Consider the following 22,282-nt stretch of genomic DNA (forward strand, 5'->3'; position numbering starts at 1 on the left):
CTCATGCCTCCAAACGGGAGATGGTCGCGGCGAGATATCCGGAGACGATTCCCGACGCCGCCGGGACCATGAGGATCTTCGACCCTTTGGGGATCTTCTGTTGTCTCAGATGCTCGTGCAGCACCAGGAAATGCGAGGTCGACGCCGTATTGCCGTAGTCGCGCAGCACGTTGAGAGCCTGCGGCATCGGCGTGCCGAAATGCCGTTCGGTCAGATCCGAGATGTACTCGATGGCGGGCGCGCTGAATTGATGATGAATCCAGTAATCGTACTTCTCACTCTCCCAGGTGCGCCCGGTCTCGGCGAGAAAATCCGCCATGCGGTCGATGGCCCGCTGGTAGCGGGCTTCGTTCTGCATGGCGCGATTGTCGGTGTACATCGCGATCCCGCTGCCGCGGTCACTGGGCATACCGATGCAGTGCTCGGCGCCGTCGGCGGAGGTCATGAGTTCGACGTAGTGGATCTCGTCGCTGTCGTCGCCGCGGTTGTCGAGTACGACGGCGACCGCCGCGTCCCCCACCGTCAACGCCGCGAATTGCGGGTCGTAGGGCTCGCTGATCTCACGCACGGCCGTCTCGGCGATCGGTGTGATCTGCTCGCCGCTGACCACCAGGCCGTTGCGCACCACGCCGGCCTTGATCATGCGGTCCAAGACCATCACCCCGGTGATCATGCCCGCACACGCGTTAGACACATCGAAATGCCGTGCCGTGTTCGCGCCGATCGCATTGCCCAGCATTGACGCGAAAGACGGTGCGTAACAGAAGATTTCCTTGCCCCGGGTGCGGGTGATGGAGGTCGAAATGATGACGTCCAGCTCGTCGGCCGCGTAGCCGGAATGCTGTAGACAGTCCTCGATCGCCCGCAACGCCAGCTCGAAGGACGACTCGTACCGGTCCGGATCAGAGTCGTAGACGCGCCGATTCCTGATACCGGTGATGCGCTCCAGGTCCAATGACCTCGGCACGGCCAGCGAGGCGATCAGATCCTCGGTAGAACGGATGGTCGTCGGTGTGTACGAGCCGATCGACTCGAAACGAGTACGAAGCATGGACCCCTGCTTTCTGCTTCAGTCGGCGACGAAGGTTGTGTGGTGCTGGACGACAACGGTGCCGTGGACTGCGAGACCGCCGCCGCTACCCGGACAGTCCGACCAAGGCCGCGCTGACGTCGCACAGCTGCTGTCCGACCGCGTCGTCCTGCGCGAGGCGCGACGGAGTCTTGACGCGGTTCTTCTGGAAGTAGTGGCCGCTGACCGCGGCGACTTCGGGATCGGCGGCCAGGTAGGTGAGTGCCCGGCCTCCCTCGGCGGCCGAGATCATGAACACCCGCTTGGCGACCGCGACCAAGGGCTGTCCGAACCACGGCATCGAGTCCCAGATTCCGGTCGCCACCGCACCGGGGTGGAACGCGTTGACCGTCACCCCGGTCCCCTCGAGCCGCCGCGCCAGCGCGCGGGTGTAGAGGATGTTCGCCAGCTTGGAGCGGCTGTAGGCCTTCTCACCCGAATAACCCTGTCGAAAGCCGAGATCCGCGAAATCCATGGTGGCACCGAAATGCATGACCGACGAGGTGAACACGATGCGCGACGGGGCGCTGCGCACCATCAAATCGGTGAGCAGTTCGGTGAGGAGGAACCCCCCGAGATGATTGACCGCGAACGTGGCTTCGATGCCATCCTCGGTTTCGACGCGAGTCTTGTAGTAGCCGCCTGCGTTGTTGGCCAGCACATCCAACCGGTCATACCCGGCCAGAACCGCTTTCGCCAGTTGGCGGACCGACGACTGCGAGGCGAAATCGCACTCCAGCGTGTCGACGCCCGCTGCCCCCGCGGACCGAACCAGCGCCGCCGTATCGGCGAGCTTCTCCGGATTCCGTCCGACCAAGACAAGCCGGTTCCCGTCCGCGGCCAGTTGCCGAGCGGATTCGAGACCGATACCCGATGTCGCCCCCGTGATCAGGATTGTCTTCATAGCCGACCACCCTGCCATAGAAGTTTCCTCGCGGATTGCTGACACGAGTCGCCGGGACCAAAATTCCCGATCGCATCCGAACGCAAGGTGCCGGAACATAATCGGACGACCGCTCAGATCGGCGGAACGCGGCGCGCATCGGCATAGTACAGCGCCGCGGCAATCGGTGTGGTGATCATGCACCGCTGTCCCTACCGCAGGCGCGATGATGGAGTCGAACCGACAAACGAGCATCGGAAGGATCGACTGTGGACGGTCCGAGGCGTTGTCTGGTCGCGGTCCTCGTCCTCTTGGGTGCCGTCACCGGATGCGGAAGCCCCGAGCACAGGCAGCAGCAGGACCGGGGCGAGATCGTGTCGACCACTTCTCTGCTCGGTCTACCGGCCGACCGAACCGCGGCGCTGTTGGCCGACGGCGGGATCAGTACTCCTGTCCGCAACGGTGTCGACGCGGTTCGCGTCGAGTACCGAACGATCACTCCGCAGGGCGAACCGACCACCGCCAGCGGGTTGGTGGTGCTGCCGCGCAGCGATTCGCGCCGATTGCGGGTGGTCAGCTACGAGCACGGGACCATGGTGCTGAAGAGTGACGCACCATCGGTCGATACCCGCAACCTGCCCGACCGGCTGCGAACGGTGATGTTCGCGGCCGCGGGCTACGCGGCGGTCGCACCGGACTACCTGGGCCTCGGCACCGGCCCGGGATGGCATCCGTACACCCATGCGCCGTCCGAGGTCAGCGCCTCCGCCGACCTGTTACGCGCCGCTGCCGCACTGGCCGCGCGGCAAGGTCGCGAGTTCGACCCGAACGTGCTGGTGACCGGCTTCTCCCAGGGCGGTCACGCCGCGATGGCGCTGGGCAGGGCGCTGCAGGGCGGCGCGGTCCCGAGCTTCGGGGTCGCCGCCCTGGCCCCGATCAGCGGTCCATACGACCTGCGGCACGTTCAGACGCCCGCCGCGCTGGACGGGAGCATCACTCCGGGCGCCGCGGTCCTGTTCCTCGCCTACTGGATCACATCGATGAATCGGATCCACCACCTCTACGACAATCCGGCCGAGGCCTTTCACCAGCCTTACGCCGACCGCGTCGAACAGCTCTTCGACGGCACCAAGAGCGAGATCACGATCGTGACCTCGTTGGCGATCACCCCGCTGCGGCTGCTGACCCCTCGCTTTCTCGAGTGGGCCGCCAACCCGACCGGCGCTGCCGAGAAGGCGCTCGCCGACAGCGATGGCACCTGTGACTGGACTCCGCGCGTGCCCGTCCACCTCTACGCCGCCACCGGTGACCATGCCGTCCCCTACACCAACGCCGAGCACTGCCTGCTGGCCCTGCGCAGTGACAACGTCACGCTGCACAATCTGGGCGACGTGGACCACTCCGGCACGGCCAGGGTCGCCCTTCCAGAGATCCTCCGCTGGTTTCAGCAGCAATTCGCGCCGAGCTGACCGGCACCGTTGACCGCGGAGTATGTCGATGGCGCCGCAACCGGTGGTGGTCGCCGAGCCGCGGATCGCGAACGGTCGCCTCGCGGCTACGCTCGCGATCCAACGCCTCCGGTGCGGCGGTCAATTCGATGTTCTCGGGCTGGCGGTCGTGGTGGTCGGCGCCGCCGGTCCGGTTGTCGTGGTAGTCGGCTCCGTGGTCGTGGTGGGCGCCGCGACCGAAGCGGAAGCCTGCGAGGTCGCCACCGGCGCGGTGACCGTCGTGCTCGGCGTCTGGGACGGCGACGCCGAAGTCGTCGGGACCGGGCTGGTCGGCGCGCTGCTGACCTGGGCCTTCGCCGGGACGGCGGTGGTGGTCGGTGACGCGGTCGTGCTCGTGGCCGGTTGACTTGTCGGCGCCGCCGAGGAGGTCGCCGCCGCCTTGTACGCGGCGGCGAGGTCCGCCGCTTCCGGCTTGGCTGTCGGGTCGACGGGCTCGCCCGCCTGCGCTTGCTGCGCCAGGTGGGTCAGCCAGGCAGCCGCGTACTCGGCGGAGGTCAGCGGTTTGCCATTGGCCGGATCGGCGTCATGCCAGTAGTCGAAGTGGTGACCGGTGTGGTTCGGTCCCAGCGTGAGCTGGTACGGGTCGCTCATGATCACCGGGATCGTGTTCTGGTTGGTCAGGATGAGGCCGATGATCTCGTTCAGCACCTTCTGCGGCAGGTAGGCCAGCGGCGACATCGCGTTGGTCGAGATCGCCTCCGCCTTCGCCGGAGTCTTCGGCGGCTCACCCGGCTTGTATGCCGGGTCCGACACCCTCAGCAGGACCTGGAGGAACGTCTCGTCGCTCTGCATCCAGTTCGGCTGCGACTGGATGTCCGCGAACGCCGCGAGCGCGATACGGCTGAGCACAACAGCGACGTCCTGCCCGGTGGCCGGGGTGAGCCCGTCTTTCTCGAGAGCGTCGACGTTCAACTGCCGCCCCACGTTGACCACCAACTGCAGCAAGGAGATGTTCTCCGGCGCCGAGCAGGTGAGATCGCCGTCGGAGCAGAACGACGCCACCTTGCCGTTCAGCGCACCGAAGTCACCGCTGGTCCCCGGAAGCGCACCCTGACCGGGGACGGGATTCGCGCCGTTCTGGTACTGCTGGTCGAAGCCATCGGGACTGCCGAAGGGGTCCTTCGCGCCGGGGAACGGCCCGTCCCCCGCTGATCGACCCGAGTCGGCGAGGATGACGACACCGACGACGTCGGCCGGATCCACGATCCCGTATTCGCCATCCTGGCCCGGCTCCTGATGACCGATCTGCATCGCGACGCGGCGGACGACGTCGGCGCCTTCGCTGTATCCGACGATGGAGAACTTGGTGTCGGGGCAAGCCTGCGCTATCTCCCGCATGACCCGTTCGGTGTTCGCGACACCGGTCGTGACCGCGTCTTCGTAGCTGGCCATGTTCGCCGGGTACGCGATGTAGACAGCGGCATACGAGCCCGGATCCACGGCGTCGCCCGGCGCGTTGACGACCGGATCGACCCACTCGCTGCTGTGGTCACCGGACAGCGCGGCGGGCAATGCGTTGCCGTTGGCGTCGACAAGCATCTTCGTGGTGCCCTCGACCGGAGTGTCGCCGCGACCGGCGACCGAGATGGTCACCATGTCGTGGCACTCGGTCACGGATGCCGTGAGGTGCGTGTCCTCGGTGTGCGGCGTGGATGTCAGTGCCCATGAGGCGGCGACGACCGCCGTAACCCCCAACACTGCTGGCGCGACAACGGCCGAAGCGATTCGATGTCGCGCGAAGAATTCGCGGAAAGCCACGTCCTGATCCCCATTCCATCAATTAGCAAAAGGACAGGCCCCCCGACGAAGCCATGTGCCACCAGAGACGTCGTGGTTGGGCAGGCGGGCGTTACCGGCGCGAATTGTCGGTCTCGCGACAGCATCGGCGGGCCACCGCTGTAACCGGGCGGGTAGGGCGTCCGATCACTGCCACCGAGCAGTTGAATTCGAAGTCAACTTCAAGTAACGTGCCGCGCACTGATGGTGACCAGCGTCACATCAGCTTCGCCCTCTACTTGGAGATTAGGTATGACTCCGAACACGGATTCCGGCACAACGGATCAGAAGAAATTACGGCGGCTCATGGCCGCTGCCCTGGTGGGAAGTTCGATCGAATGGTACGACTTCTTCATCTACGGAACGGCTGCTGCCCTGGTGTTCGGCAAGCTGTTCTTTCCCCATTCATCGCCACTGATGGGTACATTGCTGTCCTTCAGCACGTTCTGGGCGGGTTTCATCGCCCGTCCGCTGGGCGGACTGCTGTTCGGGCATATCGGCGACACGTTCGGCCGGAAACCGGCATTGGTCTCCTGCCTGATCCTCGTCGCGGCGTCCACCTGCGCGATCGGCCTGCTGCCGACCGCCGCGTCGCTCGGGATGGCCGCGCCGATTCTGCTGGTGACGTTGCGGTTCCTCCAGGGCATCGCTGTGGGTGGCCAGTGGGGCGGCGTCACCCTGCTGCTCACCGAAACGACCAGGCCCAACCGCAAAGGTCAAGCGGGAACCTTCGGCCAGATGGGCGTGCCGTTCGGCCTGCTGCTCGGCACGGGCGCGTTTCTTCTGGTCGGCGCACTGGTCAAGAAGTCCGACTTCCTGGCCTGGGGTTGGCGCGTCCCATTTCTGGCCAGCGCCGTCCTGTTCATAGTGGTTCTGTTCATCCAACTCCGCATCGAGGACTCGCCGGAATTCCGTCGGCTCCAGAAGCGCGCCGATGAAGCCACGAACACGATCGCGCAGGCGCCGATCCTCGAAGTGCTGAAGAAGCATTCGAAGCAGGTTCTCCTCGGCGCCGGCCTCCTGTTCGGAACGAACGCCGTCTTCTACATCAGCGTCGCGGGCGTCCTCGACTACGGTGTCCGGGAACTCGGGCTGGGCCGCAACGGCTTGTTGGCGGTCTCGCTGATCTCCTCCGCCGTCAGCGTGCCCGTCATCTATCTGTCCGGCTCGCTGTCCGACCGCGTGGGTCGCCGCCCCCTGATGCTCACCGGCGCGGCGATCATGGCACTCTGGGCCTTCCCCTTCTTCTGGCTGGTCAACACCGGTTCGCTCGCTGCGATTCTGATCGCGACCACGGTCGGCAGCGGCATCGGCTCGGGACTGGTGTACGGCCCGCTGGCGGCGTACCTCGCTGAACTGTTCGAGCCCCGAATTCGCTATTCGGGCATAACGCTGGCCTATCAGCTGGCCGCGATCCTGGTCAGTGGTGGCACCCCATTCCTCATGACCGCGCTGCTCGCGTCGACGGGATCGACCGCGGCGGTCTCCACCTTCATGATGATCATGGCGCTGTGCACGCTCGGCAGCGCCTGGGTCCTGCCGGAAACCGTGTCATCGGAGCAGTCCGTGACGACCGACGGGCATGCGTCCGCCTCCGTCCCATCCTGACCGATCTCGAATGAGCCGGCGATGTCGTGGACATCGCCGGCTCGCCATCTCGGCGGTGTTCCGGCGGGGTGCGCGGGCGCCGCGGCCGGCGAACGCCACACGCGCAGGTGAGAGACTATGCGGGTGACCGATGCCGAGGACCGCCCACGCGCGGACGAAACCCGTGCTCGACTACTCGAGGCCGCCGCGACTGCGTTCGCCCAACGAGGCTTCCACGGGTCGACGACGCGCGATATCACTTCTCTCGCAGGTTTGAGCACCGCGGCCATTTACGTGCACCACCGTTCCAAGGAAGAACTGCTCTATCAGATCTCGAAGACCGGTCACCAGGCCACGCTGGATCTCGTGCGCGCCGCCGTCGGCTCGGCCGAGGACCCGATCGGTCAATTGATCGCGGTCATGCACGACTTCGCCGAACACCACGCCAAGGCCCACGTCGTCGCCCGCGTCGTGAACTACGAGATCGCCGCACTCGCCGCGCCGCATCAGCAGGAGATCAAGGACCTCCGCCGCGATATCCACGGCGAGCTCCGCACCCTGATCGAGCGTGGCACCGAGACCGGCGTCTTCAATACACCGGATGCGCATATGGCCGCTACTGCCCTTTTGTCACTCGGCATCGATATCGCTCGCTGGTATCACGAGGACGGCTCTTGGTCTCCCGAGGACATAGCGAATTTCTATGCGGACCTCGCGCTGCGCATTGTCGGCGCACCTCGTCCAAGTGACGCGACTTCCGCCTAGATTCACATTCCCGAGCGGCCGCACGAGGAGGGCCGGTGATCTGCGCCAGAACGACGTCGCGGTGCAGAAGACGGGCCTTGCCGCCATTCTGCACCGCGATGTCGTCAGTAGTTGTAGAGCAAATTCACGCCACGACAGACCCCGTGGGCAGCCGCATCACACAGCGAGTACGAGCTTTCCCGTATTCGCTCCAGTGAACAGCATGTCGAGTGTCTCGCCGAACCGCGTGACTCCGCCCTCGACGACGTGCTCCCTGCTCTTGACGCGGCCGTCGGCCAGCCACTCGGAAATCTGGCTGATCGCCTCACCGTAGCGATCGGCATAGTCGAACACCACGAACCCGGTCATCGATGCCCGGAAGACCAGCAGGGACATATACCGCGATGGCCCCGGCGGCAGCTTCTCCGCGTTGTACGCCGATATCGCACCGCAGATCACCACTCGGGCGCCGCGTCGAAGATTGGCGAGCGCGGCATCGAGGATATCTCCGCCGACGTTGTCGAAGTACACATCGATCCCGTCGGGCGCGACTTCGCGCAGCCGTTGGAGGACGTCCTCGTTGCGGTAGTCGATCGCGGCGTCGAACCCGAGTTCTTCGGTCAGCACACGGCATTTGTCCTCGCCGCCCGCGATACCGATGACCCTCGCACCCTTGGCCTTGGCGATCTGGCCTGCGACGCTGCCGACCGCCCCGGCCGCCGCGGACACCACGACCGTGTCACCGGCGCGCAACTTGCCGACCTCGAGCAGGCCGAAATACGCGGTCATCCCGGGCATTCCGAGTGTGCCGAGCCAGGTCGGCCCCGGTGCGACGCCCAGATCGACCCGCTGCACATTCCGGCCGTCACTGATCGCGTACTCGGTCACTCCGAACGTGCCGCTCACGGTGTCCCCGACCGCGAAGTCCGGATGCGCGGACTCGACGACGGTCGCGATGTCCAGTGATCGCATGACCTCGCCGATACCCACCGGCGGCACATACGAACGCACATCGTTCAACCAGCCGCGCATGGCCGGGTCGAGGGAGATGTAGTCGACCTTCACCAGAATCTGACCGGCCGTGATGGCGGGAAGCTCCTCGGTCGTCAGACTCCAGGTATCCGCATCGATTTTCCCGGTGGGCCTTTTGGCAAGCCGCACCTGTTGGGTCTTGGTCACGTGTTTCCTCTCGTTGCCGGTGGTTACGCGCTCCGGCCCCAAGCGGGGTTCCGGCGTCGCAATTCCATCTGCGCGATCGTGCGCTTGTGGACCTCGTCGGGACCGTCGGCCAGGCGTAAAGTCCGTTGGTGGGCGTACATGTTCGCCAACGGGAAGTCGTCGGAAACGCCACCGCCGCCGTGCACCTGTATCGCACGGTCGATCACCTTCAGCGCGACCTGCGGCGCGGCCACCTTGATCGCCGCGATCTCGATGCGCGCGTTGCGATTTCCCACGGTGTCCATCAGGTATGCCGCCTTCAGGGTCAGCAGGCGCGCCATTTCGATCTCGACACGCGACTCGGCGATCCAGTCCTGGATATTGGCGCGGTTGGCCACCGGCTCACCGAAAGTCGTTCGCGCCTGCGCGCGATCGATCATCAGATCCAGCGCGCGTTCGGCCATGCCGATCGACCGCATGCAGTGGTGGATCCGGCCGGGCCCCAGTCGCGCCTGGCTGATCATGAACCCGTCACCCTCACCGGCCAGCAGCGCCGTCCGCGGCACCCGGACATTCTCGAACACGACCTCCGCGTGCCCTTCCCGGTCCTGGTATCCGAATACCGGAAGGTTGCGCAGGACGGTGACTCCGGGCGTATCGATCGGAACGACCATCATGCTCTGCTGGCGATGCGGTGGCGCCGCGGGATCGGTTTTGCCCATCACGATGAGCACCTTGCAGTTCTTGTGCAGGGCGTTGGACGTCCACCACTTCCGGCCGTTGAGGACGTATTCGTCCCCGTCGCGCTCCATCCGCAACTGGATGTTGGTGGCGTCCGAGCTGGCGACTTCCGGCTCGGTCATCGCGAACGCCGACGCGATCGTGCCGTCCAGCAGCGGCTGAAGCCACGTCTGTTTGTGTTCGGCGGTGCCGAAAAGGGTCAGCACCTCCATGTTGCCGGTGTCCGGGGCATTGCAGTTGGTGGCCTCGGGAGCCAAGTGCGCACTGCGGCCCATGATTTCGGCCAGCGGCGCGTACTCCAGATTGGTCAGGCCGGGGCCCCATTCCGGATGCGGGTGAAACAGATTCCACAGACCGCGCTTCCTCGCCTCGGCCTTGAGCTCTTCCAGGATCGGCGGGTGGAAATGCGGATCACCCGACTCCTTCATCTGCGCTTCGTAGACCGCTTCGGCGGGGTAGACGTGCTCGTCCATGAAGGCGAGCAGATCCTCCTGATACTTGCGGGCTCTCTCGGAAAGCTCGAACATCGGGCTCCTTCGATCGATGGTGGTTCCGCACTGCTGCGGCGATGACGTCGCGGATTACCTCGGCGCTGCCCGGTTGCTGTGCCGCGATCCGAGCCCTCCCCTTGGCCTGGCAGGCAGGGATCCGATTCGCACCCTAATTGAATCCGGCGTCAACTTCAATTCGCCGATCCGGTGCGCATCGTCGCGGACCGGGTCGTCAGCGATGATCTTGCGTCAGATACCCGATTCCGGCCTGCAACAGCGGTTCGACCGCGTCTCCCAGCTTCTCGAAGCCGGGACCCACGGTCTTGCCCTGGAGATGGCGGTAATGGATCCCCTCGCAGATCACGGCGAGCTTGAACGCGGCCAGCCCGAGATAGAATCCGATCCGGGTCAGGTCGCGGCGGCTTCGCTGCGCGTACCGCTCCAGCAACGCCGATTCGTCAGGGAATCCCGGGGCCGACGCGACATCGGTGACCACAGGAATGCCCAGCTCGCCGGAACGCAGGTAGACCATGAGCAAAGCCACATCGGTGAGCGGATCGCCGATGGTAGCCATCTCCCAGTCGATGACGGCGGTCACTCGGTCGCGCGAGTCGACGAGGATATTGTCGAGCCGGTAATCGCCGTGCACGATCCCGGCGGGTGATTGCCCCGGCTGGTGCCGCGCGAGCAGATCGTGCAATTCCGCCGCCGCGGGAAGGTCTCGGCTTCGCGACGCGTCCAGCTGGTTCTTCCAACGCCGGACCTGCCTTTCGAGGAACCCCTCGGGCCGCCCGAAATCATCGAGTCCGACGGCGGCGGGGTCGACCGCGTGGAGAGCGGCGAGGGTGTCGATCATGCCCGTCGCGATCGCACGGGTCCGGTCGACGCCCAGGGCCGCCAATTCGGTCGACGAGCGGTAGGGCGTACCGTCGACGCGCTCCATGACGTAGAACGGCGCACCGATGACGTCCGCATCCGCACACCGGGCGTAGGTGATCGGTACCGGGACCTCGGTGTCGGCCAGCGCGTTCATGACGCGGTATTCCCGCCCCATGTCGTGCGCGGTCGCGAGCACATGGCCGAGCGGTGGACGCCGCACGATCCAGTTCGATACTCCGTCGGTGACCTCGTAAGTGAGATTCGATCTCCCTCCGGCGACCAGATGCCCGTGCAGTGAGCCCGCGACGAGACCCGGAGCGGCGTCGGCGAGCCATGCCGCCAAGCGGTCCAGGTCGAGGCCGGGTAGATGCGAGGAGTCGTGTCCGGTGGTCATCAGGGCACCAACACCGCGACGGTCTCGGCTACGCAGGCGGGTTTGTTGGAGCGCCAGTCGCTGTACCCGAGATGGGTTCCGACCGCGGACTCCAGCTCGGTCAAGCCGTGGAATATACGCATGGTGGGTGTTCCTTCCGTGTCAGTTCCGCGGTCCGCCCGCGACGTAGGTCACCTGGCCGGACACAAAACCGGTGCCGTCGCCGACCAGGAACGACACCGCACGCGCGATGCCCGTCTTCACGGGTGAGTCCTTCCCAGCGCCATGACCCATGCCCTGACCGCACCTTCGGGGCAACTTACTGAGCGCTTACTTAGCCCTCGACACCATGCTGGATGGCTTGCGCAGTGGTCAAGGCCACCACCGATTCAGCCTGTATGACGTGAGTCACAGTGCCGTGGATTGCCTGCTTCACGGGCGCGACCGGCGACGCGACATCCCGCTGTTCATGCGCGACCCAGGTACGCGGTGATGGCAGCGGCGACTCGGTTATATCGAGTGCAGCGCGGTCACCTGCCGCACGCTCAGCTGGCGGCCTCGTCGATTTTCAGCGCGTTGGCCCACAGCCGCGTAGCTGTGCGGACGAGCTCGTCGAGCGAGGTCTCCTCTTCGAGGGCGAACGCGTAGTACGCCATCCGGCCGACCATGCCCGACAGCGCACGTGCCGCGGTATGCGGATCGAGTTCCCGGTCGGCGAGGCCTCGTTCCTGGAGATCCCGGATGGAGCGAGCGTTGCGGTCGGCGAAGGCACGGGCTCGGCGCCGACGCAGTTCGCGGAACTTCGGATCGATCGCGGCGACCTGATCGAGGATCAGCATCAATTTCGCGTTCCGCTTGTAGGCCTCGAAGTAGGCACGGTTGCTCGCCTCGATGACGGCTACCGGGGATGCCTCGTCGGCGCTCAGGCGTGGCATCCCGGGGTGCAGCATGTCGTGCTGGGACGCTTCGAGCACCGCTTGGAGGATTTCCTCTTTGCTGGAGAAATACGTATAGAAGCTACCCGTGGAGCATTTCGCCTCGGCCGTGATATCCGACAGCCTCGCGTCGAGGTAGCCGTCGCGTTCGAACACCACTCGGGCCGCGGCCACCAGCGCCGCGCGCGTGCGGACACCGCGGGCGGTGAGCGGGGGCTCCCGGAGGATGGAGGTATCGACGAGCGACGGGATCTCCGCCAGTGCCGCTTCGTCGTCGACCGTCCCGGCCATCCACACCCTCCCTGTCTGCCCCGGCTGCCCGGAGTGATCGTCGCATATGTGTCGACGATCTGCGCTCAGCCGGGCCGCGCCTGCGTCCGCCGGTCGAAATTCGAAGTTAGCCGAATATGATTCCAGCTTCAAGTTTCGCGGAGGGTCCTGCCCGGCCCCAGTGGGAACCGGCCGGGCAGGACAATTGCCTCACGGGATCGAGGACGCGGGTGTCGGCGTCACTTCGCCGGGGACGGCATCGGCTGGTTGATCGTCGTGAAGTACTGGACGGCCGCCATGATCGCGACCGGAGCGGTGATGAGCAGCTGGCCTGCCACTGCCCCGAGCGGACCGAGGGCCATGATTCCACCCAGGCATCCGATGGCGGCCGCGGGAATGAAGGCTCCGAACAGGCCGATGATCGCCGCGGAAGCGACGGTTGCCCCGGCGATGCCACCCAGCACGCAGCCGACCGCCGCGCCGCCGATGCCACCGACGGCGGTGCCGATCGTCGCGCCCATGAGGATCGTCGAGGACAAGCGCGCCCAGGCGGCTTGCTCGCGGTCGTACTGGGTCTTCCAGGGAGCCTGATCTTCGTAGGGCAGGGCCACCGGCTTGTAGGCCGCGTGCTCGATGTCGAACTGTGGCGTCAAAGTAACAGTGCGATCGCGGATGTCAGCGGCGATCGGGAAGACGAAATCGTCCACCCGGAAGGACAATTCGGAACCGGCCAGTACCATGCCACCGGGCGCTTTGATCTTCAATGCCCCGTCTTCGACGGCAAGCGAGCCGGCATCGACATCGATCACTGTCGATCGCTCTCCGACCGATACCTTGTACCCCACCGCACCAGCGTGGTCCGGTGCGGCCGACGCCGTTCCGGCCGTCACGCCGAGCGTCGAGACGAGCAGCGTCGCTGCTGCAAGCGTTTTCCTCATCTGTTTCCTTCTTCTCTGTGCCTCGAACCTCACGTTCGAGAACCTTCGAACCACGCCGACTTCGACCGCGATCGGTGAGGTCATGCGGTTTCCCTTGATCGAGATGCGGTCCGGATCCAGCTGCGGTGAGCTGCCGGACCCGGGTTAATTGAAGCTGAACTCAATCTCAAAATGTGATCTGCGTCAAGTCTTGAATCTGGAATCAACTTCACTTACGGTCCAACCGCGACAGGTGGAAGGTGCCCCATCGCCGTGCGGGGCGCGGCATGTTCGCGCGTCCGAATCCCGCACTGCCCAAGGAGGAACGACTGCTGACTGTTTGACCGCCTTCAGCCGGGGTAGGCGATCGAGCGGACAGGCAAGGCGACGAGGTGAGGAGTGGATATGGCCGAGCGCCAAGAAACCGGGACCATCACGGGCACCCGCGACAAGGACTACAACCTGATCTGGTTTGTCGAGGCATCGCTGGAGAACGCGTTGCGTTTGGACACGTTCATCCAGGACGCGGAACGGGACGGAGACAGCGAGCTCGTGGAGTTCTTCCGTAAAGCACAGGCCGAGAGCCGAAAAGGCGGGCGCCTAGGAAAGGAACTGCTGGCCCAGCGCCTCGCGAAGTCGGACATGTGATCACGTAGCGCCATCGGGACAGGCGGGAGCGTTGCGCTTGGGTGCGTTGTTCCACACCGAACAACTCACCCGACGCAACGCTTCGGCCTGTGCCGACTTCCCCTGGAAGTTATTCCGGCTCGGTGATCTGCGGTGGACGTTCGGTTCGTTGCACTCGTTCGTTGATGAGCGCGTCGTCATCAGCCGGCGGCTCGGGATCGTGCCATTCCTCCGCGCGGCTGGATCGGTTGCCGCGCAAAGTCCCCTCCAACTCATGGGCCAGTTCGTCGTCGCGTAGCGGACCATGCTTGCTGTTTCCGCGTTCCATAGTGTCCTCCTGGCTCGGTAACTCGCTATTCGGGGCGTACCCCGACTGCCATCGCTGACGCAGACGCACCAGCAGCCGACGAGGAGCCACCGACCGCATGGCTCGGAAGTGTCGTTGCCGAGACCGGGGGTAAGTCGGTTACGAATCCCGCCGACGAGCGAAGGAGCGGACAATGCGGGTTGTTGTCGTCGGTGCCACCGGAAACGTCGGAACGAGCATGCTCGAGGCGTTGTCGGATGGAGCGGGGGTCAGTTCGATCGTGGGTATCGCTCGGCGAGTGCCGGGCAAGCCTCGCGACGGCGTCGAATGGGTGCGCGCGGATGTGCGCACCGACGACCTGGAATCCCACTTTCACGGCGCCGATGTGGTGGTCCACCTGGCATGGCTGTTCCAGCCCACCCATCAGCCCTTGGCCACCTGGCATGCCAATGTCGGCGGCACCGAACGCGTGCTGCGCGCGGTAGCGGCGGCGCAGGTCCCCGCCTTGGTGTACGCCTCGTCGGTCGGCGCCTACTCCCCCGGTCGCGACGACGAGCCGGTGCCGGAGAGTTGGCCCACCGACGGTTGGCCTCCCGCGGCGTATACGCGTGAGAAGGCCTATGTCGAGCGGCTGTTGGACCGATTCGAGGCCGAGGACCCGGATCGGAGGATAGTTCGGATGCGACCGGCGTTCATCTTCCGCCGGGAAACCGCCAGCGAACAGCGCCGACTGTTCGCCGGTCCGTTGCTACCGAATGCCCTCGTCCGACCGGGGCTGGTGCCGATCTTGCCGATTCCACGCGGCCTGAGGTTCCAGGCAGTGCACAGCGCCGATATCGGCAACGCCTATGCGCGCGCGGTCACGACCGACGCCCATGGGCCGTTCAACCTGGCCGCGGAACCGGTGCTCGACCGATCTCGTTTGGCCGAGTTGTTCGACGCTCGTGTGGTGACGGTGCCGCCCGCACTGGTGCGCGGAATGCTCGCCGTGGGATGGCACGCGCGGCTGCTGCCCGCGGCACCCGAGCTGTTCGACGCGGTCATGCGTCTGCCGATCCTTGACACCGGGCGAGCCCGGGCCGAGCTGGGGTGGACGCCGCGCTACACCGCGATCGAGGCTCTGCAAGAGTTGCTCGCCGGTTTGCGCGAAGGAGCAGGGGAAGACACCCCGCCCCTGGCCGCCGATGCGGGCGGGCCATGGCGGTGGCGCGAATTCGCCTCCGGCGTCGGTGGCCGAGACCCGGTCGACCAGCACAATTGAGAGTGATGTGGCCGCTACGGCCACAATCCGCGACTGCTGACGTACAAGCCTTCCCGCGCAACGGTGCGCGGGAAGGCTTGTGCTCGGAGTCGGCTGCTTCGAATTTTGCTCGCGCTGATTCTGTTTGGTGGCATGCGCGCATCGACGACGGATAATCCAAGCGGCGCGACCGCACCACGACGCCGTAGGTACCACCGGGTTGTCCGTACGACCACGTCAGGAGCACATGTGACCAGTTCCCTCGCGGTGAATCTCAAGCACGCCAGGGATATTCATCCCGAGATCGACGTGCCGCTGGTTCAGGAGGCGATCCACCCGGAGCGGACACTGTGGACACCCGCTGAACTACACCAGCTGACCAGCGAGGTGGCCGCCGAACTGGCGACGCCGTTACTGGATATCGTGCGGTTCACCGCCGAGCAGCGCTGGTGGACTCGGCTCGCGCTGACCATGGGCGTGGAGGTGTGGCTCCTGTCGTGGGCTCCGGGACAAGGCACCGAACCCCACGATCACGGCGGCGCGGCCGGTGCCTTCACCGTCTCGATCGGCCAGCTCAGCGAAGAGTACCTGCACGCGGGCGGTCCCGTGCGAACCGCGGAATGGCAGGTGGGCGACACGGTCGCGTTCGGACCAGATCGAGCGCACCAACTCCGCAACCGCAGTGCACGCCCCGCCGCCTCGGTGCATGCGTACTCGCCACCTCTGCGGCCGGTGCGCGAGTACCGCACTCTGACGGATTTCACGGGCGTATGAGCGAGCGAACCATGGAGACAACCGGGCGAGTGGCAAGCATCGGCGCGGAGGAGATGGTCGAGCGGGCCCGGGCGCAGCTGGATCGGGTCACCCCGGAACAGGCGGCGGTGTTGCAGACCGACGGGGCGTTGGTGGTGGACATCCGGCCGTATGCGAACCGCCTTGCCGAGGGAGAGATCGCAGGGGCGGTGGTGGTCGAGCGAATCGTACTGGAGTGGCGCCTCGATCCGTCCGGTGATCATCGGCTACCGGGCATCGACGCGGACACCCCGGTGGTGATCATGTGCAACGAAGGCTACGCGTCCAGTCTCGCCGCGGCCGACGCACGCCGTCTCGGGTTGCGCAACGCCACCGATCTCATCGGCGGCTTCCGAGCGTGGAAGGCAGCCGGGTTGCCAGTGGTGCCGGGCGGAACACCGGCGGTGCCGTAACCAGCGGGTTGGCGGCTGACGATCGCTCGGCCGTGACCGGACGCCTCGATGTCCCCACCGCAGCGACCCGGAGCCGGGCGGCTGGCGTACCCGACGAACGCCAGCCGTCACCGCGGGCGGTGATCTCTGTGCCGTCATCGCTCCGATCCGCGTGCCACCGTCGCAATGGGCGACACATAGTGAAATTGACTCCGCACTTCGGACGAATGCAGAACTCGAAACGAACGCCTTTGCTGCGCCGCGATACTCGGTTGACCATCAGTCGGTACAAAGTATTCGATCCGCAGCCCGTCGGATTCGACTCTTCTTGTTTACGTCGGGTTCATGAAAAGGAAAACCGCGGCGTACAGACTCCAGGCTTCCTGTTTCCGAACAAGATGGAGCAATTGTGGAAATCCTCACCGTTTTCGCCGACCTCTTGACCGCCGTGTTCCAAGCCGGAAGCGGCAGCGCCAGCTGACCTGCGTAGTTGTCGCGTCGACGATCTCGGTGGCGTGATCGGTGAAGTGACCGTGTCTCGGCCTGGAGCGACGAATTCGATGACGCGGGCGATCGCCGATTCCTTCGGCAATCGAGCGAAAGGGCGTCTGTCCCAGCATCTTTCGTTCGACGGTCCGATCGTGCGCTGAAACGATTCCCAGTCGATGCGCGCCGCGCTCGCGTGGCTTGCCCTATATGGCTTCGCTATTGCGTACGATGGCCGTGCCAGGTGGACGTGGCGGCGTCCGCTCGGTAACGGGGAAGTGGCCCGCCCAGTGTCGCTGCGGCGCTGGGCGGGCCACGAATTTTCGGGACGCTTCCTATTGCCGTGGGCTGAGCCCGCACTGGGCGGCTCTGGCCCACACGGCCGCTTCTCCTATCAAGGACGGAGGGCGGGGGCGTAGGCGGCCCAGTTCTGGCGTGCCGCCCAATCCCGCAACGTAGTCGCGCCGGTCGTCACCACCGTGGGGTCAGGTTGTGGGGGCGGGGGCGTTCCCGGGGGCGGTGGTGTGTATGCCGCGGCGATCCCCTCGGCGACCTCGGCTCCCAGATGCGGGGCCAGCATCTCTTGATAGGTCGCGGGAGTTACGGCATTCCATCGCACGGGGTGTCCCAGGGCCGCGGTGAGCTCGGCGGCGACCTGGTCTCCGGTCAGGGCCTGCGGACCGGCCACGACCTGGACTGGCGGAGGAGCTGTCGAGGTGATCAGGGCGGCGACAGCGGCCCCCAGGTCGTCCAGCGCGACCCACGGCACGGGCAGGTCGCGCGGAAGCGGGTAGGCGAGTTCCCCGCCACGAACCAGTGGGGCGGACCAGGGCGCGGCGAGGTTCTCCATGTACGTGCGGGCGGGCCCGACCACGGTGGCGACCTCGACGCTGCGGGGCAGTTCGGCCGCCACCAGTACGCGGGCATCCACGAACGGCACCCCGACGGGCGCGGTCGGCAGCATCGCGCCCGAATTGAAGACCGCCCGCCGCACCCCCGCCTCCCGGAGTCCGGCCAGCACCGCCTCGGCCTGCTGGACTGCCAGGTCGGCGGCGAAGACCAGCGGCAACTGGACGATGACGGCGTCGGCGCCGGAGTACGTGGCGGCGAGCGCTCCCGGCTCGAGAAGCTCCGCCTGGACCGGCTCGGCGCCAGGATGCAGCCGGGAGCCGGAGCCGCGGCGGACGATGCCCCGCACCCGGTGTCCCGCGCTCAGGAGGCCACGGACGATAGCGGCACCCTGTTCGCCGGTCGCGCCATGGACGATCACGGTTTGTTTCTTCATGGCCGCGACGTTAGTTTTCAAGATGAACTAATACCCAGAAAGTAATATAGTGTCCGGATGGAAACTATTGGGAGTGAGCAGGTCGAGCGGCTGCTCGATTGCTCACCTCACGGGTGTGGCATCGAGCGCACGCTGAAGGTTCTCGACGGGAAGTGGACGACACTGATCGTCCGCGAGCTGCTCTCCGGCCCGAAACGCTTCGGCGACCTGCGCACCGCCCTTGGCTCCCCCAGCGCCAAGACCCTCACCGATCGCCTCCGGGTCCTGGAACACCAGCGGATCCTTACGCGCACCGTGTACGCCGAAGTGCCGCCCCGGGTTGTCTATCAGCTCACCGCGGAGGGTGAGAGTCTCAGCGAGGTCCTGTACGCGATGCTCAAATGGGGCGAGGAGCACCCACTTATCGACGATTGACATGGTTGCCAGCGCAATATGAGCGGCCGTGCGATCGCCGTTCGTGGCAACAGGGCCGCAGCGCGGTGCAGTGCTGTGGCCACACCCGGTACAGGGCGGAAAGCCCTTGCGCTACGCGGAGTTTCGGGCCGACCACTCGACGTGCGCAGGGGTACGACCTACGCCCAGAGCTGCGGCAGGACCGTTCGCGAGAAGGTCTGCTGCGGTGTCACGGTGATCAGGTCGCACACCTCGACCAATTCCTCGGGTACCGCCCCGCCGAAGTGATGGAGGCCCGGTGAAATGACCGCATCGACCGCGCAGGCTCGCACGACGTCGATCAATCGGCCGACCGGCTCGTCGGTGGCGGCCCCGAAGGTCACGGTTTTGGCCAACTCGTAGCCCAGCCGTTTCGCCAAGCTCTGTAGCTGCGCCTCATCCCAGGTCTGGGACACGCCTGACACGTCCTTGCGGAGATATCCCAGCGCGGGTGGTTTCGCCCTCACCCCTACTCCCTTGCCACGGTCGTTGCTGAAATCGGTTCGAGCGCCTGCATGCCCGCAGCTCTCGCACTGTCGTCTGTGTCGAGCTGATCAGGCTGAGCGAGGTTCTGACATCATATGTTGTCAACAGCAGCCGATGTCAACATTTGCAATATTGCATCTCTCAGAGACTTGATTCATTCCAGAAAAGCGGTCACACTACGACGGTGCCCACGAATTCGGACTTCGAGCGCAGGTTGCGCGGGGCGGGCCTGCGGGTGACGGCGCCACGGTTGGCGGTGCTGACCGTGGTGCACGACCATCCCCACTCCGACACGGACTCGGTCCTCGCTCGCGTGCGCGAGACGCTCGGCGCGGTGTCCCATCAGGCCGTGTACGACGTGCTTCGAGCGCTGACCGCCGCCGGACTGATCCGGCGCATCCAGCCGATGGGCTCGGTGGCGCGGTATGAGACCCGGGTCGGGGACAACCACCACCACGTCGTGTGCCGGTCGTGCGGCGTGATCGCCGACGTCGACTGCGCCGTAGGTGAGGCGCCTTGCCTGGACGCGTCGGACCACAACGGCTTCGTCCTCGAAGAGGCCGAAGTCATCTATTGGGGCCTCTGCCCCGATTGCTCGACATCGGAGACGTCCCGATCACACCGGTGATCACAGCCCGGTTCATTCCATCCTCGAAAGGAAAACGCCCGTGCCCCAGGAACATCCGCCCATTGCAGAGGCCCAAACGGAATCCGGAGAAATCGGGTGTCCCGTTGCGTCCGGTCGCCTGAAGTATCCGACCGAGGGCGGCGGCAACCGTGACTGGTGGCCGAATCAGCTCAATCTGAAGATCCTCCAGAAGAATCCCGCTGTCGCGAATCCCATGGACGAGGACTTCGACTACGCGGCGGAATTCCAGACCCTTGATCTGGCCGAGGTGAAGCGGGACATCGAGGAGGTGATGACGACCTCGCAGGACTGGTGGCCCGCCGACTACGGCCACTACGGGCCGTTCTTCATCCGGATGGCGTGGCATGCCGCGGGTACTTACCGCATCAACGACGGCCGCGGCGGCGCCGGGGCCGGTATGCAGCGGTTCGCGCCGCTCAACAGCTGGCCCGACAACGCGAGCCTCGACAAGGCTCGCCGCCTGCTGTGGCCGGTCAAGAAGAAGTATGGCAAGAAGCTCTCGTGGGCCGACCTGATCGTCTACGCCGGCAATGTCGCGCTGGAGTCGATGGGCTTCGAGACCTTCGGCTTCGGCGGCGGCCGCGTCGACCAGTGGGAGCCGGAGGAGGACGTCTACTGGGGTCCGGAGCAGACCTGGCTCGGTGACGAGCGGTACACCGGCGAACGGGACCTGGAGAAGCCGCTGGCCGCGGTACAGATGGGCCTGATCTATGTGAATCCGGAAGGGCCCAACGGCAATCCGGACCCGCTCGCCGCCGCGGTCGACATCCGGGAAACGTTCCACCGCATGGCGATGAACGACGTCGAGACAGCGGCGCTCATCGTCGGCGGCCACACCTTCGGCAAGACGCACGGCGCCGGACCGGCCGACCACGTCGGTCCCGAGCCCGAGGCGGCCCCGCTGGAGGAGCAGGGCCTCGGCTGGAAGAGTTCCTTCGGCACCGGCGTCGGCAAGGACGCGATCACCAGCGGCCTGGAGGGCGCGTGGACGCCCACCCCGACGAAGTGGGACAACAGTTTCCTCGAGACCCTGTACGGCTACGAGTGGGAGAAGACCAAGAGCCCTGCCGGTGCGTGGCAGTGGGTTCCCAAGGACGGCGCCGGGGCGGGTGTGGTGCCGGACGCCCACGACCCGTCGAAGACCCACACCCCGGTGATGCTGACGACGGACCTCTCGCTGCGGTTCGACCCGGTCTACGAGCAGATCACGCGCCGCTGGCTCGACCACCCCGACGAACTCGCCGACGAGTTCGCCAAGGCGTGGTACAAGCTGACCCACCGCGACATGGGGCCCATCGTCCGTTACCTCGGGCCACTGGTCCCGGAGGAGACGCTACTGTGGCAGGACCCGGTGCCGCCGGTGACGCACGATCTCATCGGCTCGGTCGACATCGCCGCCCTCAAAGGCCGGATCCTGGGGTCGGGTCTGACTATGGCCCAGCTTGTTTCGACGGCGTGGGCGGCCGCGTCGTCGTTCCGCGGCAGCGACAAGCGCGGCGGGGCCAATGGTGGGCGTATTCGGCTCGAGCCGCAGAGCGGGTGGGAGGTGAACAACCCCGACGAACTGGTGAAGGTGGTGCGCACCCTGGAAGAGATCCAGGAGGCGTACAACTCAGCCCAGACCGGGAACACGAGGGTTTCGTTCGCCGATCTCGTGGTGCTCGGCGGGTGCGCGGCAGTCGAACAGGCCGCCAAGAACGCCGGATTCGACATCGAGGTGCCGTTCACGCCGGGACGCACGGACGCCACGCAGGAGCAGACCGATGTGGAGTCCTTCTCCGCGCTCGAGCCGAATGCCGACGGCTTCCGCAACTACCTGGGGAAGGGCAACCGGCTCCCGGCCGAGTACCTGCTGCTCGACAAGGCGAATCTGCTGACGCTGAGCGCTCCCGAGATGACGGTGCTGGTCGGTGGTCTGCGCGTGCTGGGCGCGAACTACAAGCAGTCGCCGCTGGGCGTGTTCACCTCGGCCCCCGAGTCGTTGACCAACGACTTCTTCGTGAACCTGCTCGACATGGGCACGAAGTGGGAGCCGTCGCCTGCCGACGACGGGACTTACGTGGGCAAGGATCGCGTCACCGGTGAACACCGGTGGACCGGCAGCCGCGTCGACTTGGTCTTCGGGTCGAACTCGCAGCTGCGCGCTCTCGCGGAGGTCTACGCGGCCGACGACGCGAAGCGGAAGTTCGTCCAGGACTTCATCGCCGCGTGGGACAAGGTGATGAACCTCGACCGGTTCGAGCTGGCCTGATCAT

Annotated in this window: 22 protein-coding genes and 1 pseudogene; 10 read left to right on the forward strand and 13 right to left on the reverse strand. The window is 65.8% G+C overall.

Annotated elements, in window-relative coordinates; all coding sequences use genetic code 11:
* Nucleotide 1: 1 nt before the first annotated feature.
* Nucleotides 2-1,051 (reverse strand): 3-oxoacyl-ACP synthase III family protein, encoded by a 1,050-nt coding sequence (locus ON34_RS24020; protein ID WP_040783281.1) that lies wholly within the window; start codon nucleotides 1,049-1,051, stop codon nucleotides 2-4.
* 85 nt (nucleotides 1,052-1,136) lie between these two features.
* Complete coding sequence (locus ON34_RS24025) at nucleotides 1,137-1,973, reverse strand: SDR family oxidoreductase (RefSeq protein ID WP_085997129.1); 837 nt, start codon at nucleotides 1,971-1,973, stop codon at nucleotides 1,137-1,139.
* Between the two features lie 248 nt (nucleotides 1,974-2,221).
* On the opposite strand from ON34_RS24025, the gene ON34_RS24030 reads away from it, so the two are divergent.
* The gene (locus tag ON34_RS24030) at nucleotides 2,222-3,421 is read left to right on the forward strand and encodes a lipase family protein (RefSeq protein ID WP_040783287.1); all 1,200 of its coding nucleotides are present in this window, start codon (nucleotides 2,222-2,224) and stop codon (nucleotides 3,419-3,421) included.
* Between the two features lie 120 nt (nucleotides 3,422-3,541).
* On the opposite strand, the gene ON34_RS24035 is transcribed toward ON34_RS24030, so the two are convergent.
* A complete protein-coding gene (locus tag ON34_RS24035) occupies nucleotides 3,542-5,218 on the reverse strand; it encodes a cutinase family protein (protein ID WP_040783289.1) in 1,677 nt (558 codons plus the stop codon).
* A gap of 270 nt (nucleotides 5,219-5,488) precedes the next feature.
* On the opposite strand from ON34_RS24035, the gene ON34_RS24040 reads away from it, so the two are divergent.
* Together ON34_RS24040 and ON34_RS24045 are read left to right on the forward strand one after the other, a co-directional pair.
* The gene (locus tag ON34_RS24040; RefSeq protein ID WP_040783293.1) at nucleotides 5,489-6,844 is read left to right on the forward strand and encodes an MFS transporter; all 1,356 of its coding nucleotides are present in this window, start codon (nucleotides 5,489-5,491) and stop codon (nucleotides 6,842-6,844) included.
* A 123-nt stretch (nucleotides 6,845-6,967) separates the two neighbouring features.
* Nucleotides 6,968-7,588, forward strand: a complete 621-nt coding sequence (locus tag ON34_RS24045) for a TetR/AcrR family transcriptional regulator (protein ID WP_040783526.1) — start codon at nucleotides 6,968-6,970, stop codon at nucleotides 7,586-7,588.
* Between the two features lie 156 nt (nucleotides 7,589-7,744).
* Here the strand turns inward: ON34_RS24045 and ON34_RS24050 are convergent, their stop codons facing one another.
* The 7 genes and pseudogenes from ON34_RS24050 to ON34_RS24070 all read right to left on the reverse strand — a co-directional run bounded on the left by ON34_RS24050 (nucleotide 7,745) and on the right by ON34_RS24070 (nucleotide 13,352).
* Nucleotides 7,745-8,746 carry an NADP-dependent oxidoreductase gene (locus tag ON34_RS24050; protein ID WP_040783528.1) on the reverse strand — a complete coding sequence of 334 codons (1,002 nt, stop codon included), beginning with the start codon at nucleotides 8,744-8,746 and terminating at the stop codon, nucleotides 7,745-7,747.
* 23 nt (nucleotides 8,747-8,769) lie between these two features.
* Nucleotides 8,770-9,993 (reverse strand): acyl-CoA dehydrogenase family protein, encoded by a 1,224-nt coding sequence (locus ON34_RS24055; RefSeq protein ID WP_040783297.1) that lies wholly within the window; start codon nucleotides 9,991-9,993, stop codon nucleotides 8,770-8,772.
* Nucleotides 9,994-10,189: 196 nt separating this feature from the next.
* Entirely contained in the window at nucleotides 10,190-11,230 is a 1,041-nt protein-coding gene (locus ON34_RS24060; RefSeq protein WP_040783300.1) for a phosphotransferase family protein, read from the reverse strand.
* Nucleotides 11,230-11,352, reverse strand: coding sequence for a hypothetical protein (locus ON34_RS38165; protein WP_281032465.1), 123 nt, complete (start codon nucleotides 11,350-11,352; stop codon nucleotides 11,230-11,232). The genes ON34_RS24060 and ON34_RS38165 overlap by 1 nt, the downstream gene beginning before the upstream one ends.
* A 19-nt stretch (nucleotides 11,353-11,371) precedes the next feature.
* Nucleotides 11,372-11,473: pseudogene (locus tag ON34_RS38620) on the reverse strand (beta-ketoacyl-ACP reductase); the annotation flags it as partial.
* Nucleotides 11,474-11,754: 281 nt separating this feature from the next.
* The gene (locus ON34_RS24065; protein ID WP_051023059.1) at nucleotides 11,755-12,435 is read right to left on the reverse strand and encodes a TetR/AcrR family transcriptional regulator; all 681 of its coding nucleotides are present in this window, start codon (nucleotides 12,433-12,435) and stop codon (nucleotides 11,755-11,757) included.
* Nucleotides 12,436-12,653: 218 nt separating this feature from the next.
* A complete protein-coding gene (locus ON34_RS24070; protein WP_040783304.1) occupies nucleotides 12,654-13,352 on the reverse strand; it encodes a DUF8020 domain-containing protein in 699 nt (232 codons plus the stop codon).
* 384 nt (nucleotides 13,353-13,736) lie between these two features.
* Between ON34_RS24070 and ON34_RS24075 the strand changes: the two genes are divergently transcribed.
* Entirely contained in the window at nucleotides 13,737-13,979 is a 243-nt protein-coding gene (locus ON34_RS24075) for a hypothetical protein (protein WP_040783307.1), read from the forward strand.
* Nucleotides 13,980-14,088: 109 nt separating this feature from the next.
* Here the strand turns inward: ON34_RS24075 and ON34_RS24080 are convergent, their stop codons facing one another.
* Nucleotides 14,089-14,286 (reverse strand): hypothetical protein, encoded by a 198-nt coding sequence (locus ON34_RS24080; RefSeq protein WP_040783310.1) that lies wholly within the window; start codon nucleotides 14,284-14,286, stop codon nucleotides 14,089-14,091.
* Between the two features lie 172 nt (nucleotides 14,287-14,458).
* Between ON34_RS24080 and ON34_RS24085 the strand changes: the two genes are divergently transcribed.
* The 3 genes from ON34_RS24085 to ON34_RS24095 all read left to right on the forward strand — a co-directional run bounded on the left by ON34_RS24085 (nucleotide 14,459) and on the right by ON34_RS24095 (nucleotide 16,710).
* Nucleotides 14,459-15,526, forward strand: coding sequence for an NAD-dependent epimerase/dehydratase family protein (locus ON34_RS24085; RefSeq protein ID WP_040783312.1), 1,068 nt, complete (start codon nucleotides 14,459-14,461; stop codon nucleotides 15,524-15,526).
* Between the two features lie 228 nt (nucleotides 15,527-15,754).
* Nucleotides 15,755-16,279: a cysteine dioxygenase gene (locus ON34_RS24090; protein WP_040783315.1), complete on the forward strand. Its 525-nt coding sequence runs from the start codon at nucleotides 15,755-15,757 to the stop codon at nucleotides 16,277-16,279.
* Nucleotides 16,276-16,710 carry a rhodanese-like domain-containing protein gene (locus tag ON34_RS24095; RefSeq protein ID WP_245548171.1) on the forward strand — a complete coding sequence of 145 codons (435 nt, stop codon included), beginning with the start codon at nucleotides 16,276-16,278 and terminating at the stop codon, nucleotides 16,708-16,710. The genes ON34_RS24090 and ON34_RS24095 overlap by 4 nt, the downstream gene beginning before the upstream one ends.
* An 859-nt stretch (nucleotides 16,711-17,569) precedes the next feature.
* Here ON34_RS24095 and ON34_RS24100 read toward each other — a convergent pair.
* Nucleotides 17,570-18,460, reverse strand: coding sequence for an NmrA family NAD(P)-binding protein (locus ON34_RS24100; protein ID WP_051023039.1), 891 nt, complete (start codon nucleotides 18,458-18,460; stop codon nucleotides 17,570-17,572).
* Between the two features lie 57 nt (nucleotides 18,461-18,517).
* Between ON34_RS24100 and ON34_RS24105 the strand changes: the two genes are divergently transcribed.
* Nucleotides 18,518-18,874: a winged helix-turn-helix transcriptional regulator gene (locus ON34_RS24105; protein ID WP_051023040.1), complete on the forward strand. Its 357-nt coding sequence runs from the start codon at nucleotides 18,518-18,520 to the stop codon at nucleotides 18,872-18,874.
* Between the two features lie 158 nt (nucleotides 18,875-19,032).
* Here ON34_RS24105 and ON34_RS24110 read toward each other — a convergent pair whose 3' ends face one another.
* The gene (locus ON34_RS24110; RefSeq protein WP_040783318.1) at nucleotides 19,033-19,359 is read right to left on the reverse strand and encodes a hypothetical protein; all 327 of its coding nucleotides are present in this window, start codon (nucleotides 19,357-19,359) and stop codon (nucleotides 19,033-19,035) included.
* A gap of 203 nt (nucleotides 19,360-19,562) precedes the next feature.
* Between ON34_RS24110 and ON34_RS24115 the strand changes: the two genes are divergently transcribed.
* Nucleotides 19,563-20,006, forward strand: coding sequence for a Fur family transcriptional regulator (locus ON34_RS24115; RefSeq protein WP_040783321.1), 444 nt, complete (start codon nucleotides 19,563-19,565; stop codon nucleotides 20,004-20,006).
* A gap of 40 nt (nucleotides 20,007-20,046) precedes the next feature.
* Nucleotides 20,047-22,278, forward strand: a complete 2,232-nt coding sequence (gene katG, locus ON34_RS24120; protein ID WP_040783323.1) for a catalase/peroxidase HPI — start codon at nucleotides 20,047-20,049, stop codon at nucleotides 22,276-22,278.
* Nucleotides 22,279-22,282: the final 4 nt, after the last annotated feature.

The organism is Nocardia pneumoniae NBRC 100136 (assembly GCF_000308755.1).
GTDB classification, from domain to species: domain Bacteria; phylum Actinomycetota; class Actinomycetes; order Mycobacteriales; family Mycobacteriaceae; genus Nocardia; species Nocardia pneumoniae.

Coding starts and splice junctions, on each gene's coding strand:
- ON34_RS38165 (WP_281032465.1), bottom strand. CDS start 11,352: ATGCGTATATTCCACGGCTTGACCGAGCTGGAGTCCGCGGTCGGAACC.
- ON34_RS24020 (WP_040783281.1), bottom strand. CDS start 1,051: ATGCTTCGTACTCGTTTCGAGTCGATCGGCTCGTACACACCGACGACC.
- ON34_RS24085 (WP_040783312.1), top strand. CDS start 14,459: ATGCGGGTTGTTGTCGTCGGTGCCACCGGAAACGTCGGAACGAGCATG.
- ON34_RS24040 (WP_040783293.1), top strand. CDS start 5,489: ATGACTCCGAACACGGATTCCGGCACAACGGATCAGAAGAAATTACGG.
- ON34_RS24105 (WP_051023040.1), top strand. CDS start 18,518: ATGGAAACTATTGGGAGTGAGCAGGTCGAGCGGCTGCTCGATTGCTCA.
- ON34_RS24060 (WP_040783300.1), bottom strand. CDS start 11,230: ATGACCACCGGACACGACTCCTCGCATCTACCCGGCCTCGACCTGGAC.
- ON34_RS24095 (WP_245548171.1), top strand. CDS start 16,276: ATGAGCGAGCGAACCATGGAGACAACCGGGCGAGTGGCAAGCATCGGC.
- ON34_RS24055 (WP_040783297.1), bottom strand. CDS start 9,993: ATGTTCGAGCTTTCCGAGAGAGCCCGCAAGTATCAGGAGGATCTGCTC.
- ON34_RS24070 (WP_040783304.1), bottom strand. CDS start 13,352: ATGAGGAAAACGCTTGCAGCAGCGACGCTGCTCGTCTCGACGCTCGGC.
- ON34_RS24065 (WP_051023059.1), bottom strand. CDS start 12,435: ATGGCCGGGACGGTCGACGACGAAGCGGCACTGGCGGAGATCCCGTCG.
- ON34_RS24025 (WP_085997129.1), bottom strand. CDS start 1,973: ATGAAGACAATCCTGATCACGGGGGCGACATCGGGTATCGGTCTCGAA.
- ON34_RS24080 (WP_040783310.1), bottom strand. CDS start 14,286: ATGGAACGCGGAAACAGCAAGCATGGTCCGCTACGCGACGACGAACTG.
- ON34_RS24075 (WP_040783307.1), top strand. CDS start 13,737: ATGGCCGAGCGCCAAGAAACCGGGACCATCACGGGCACCCGCGACAAG.
- ON34_RS24100 (WP_051023039.1), bottom strand. CDS start 18,460: ATGAAGAAACAAACCGTGATCGTCCATGGCGCGACCGGCGAACAGGGT.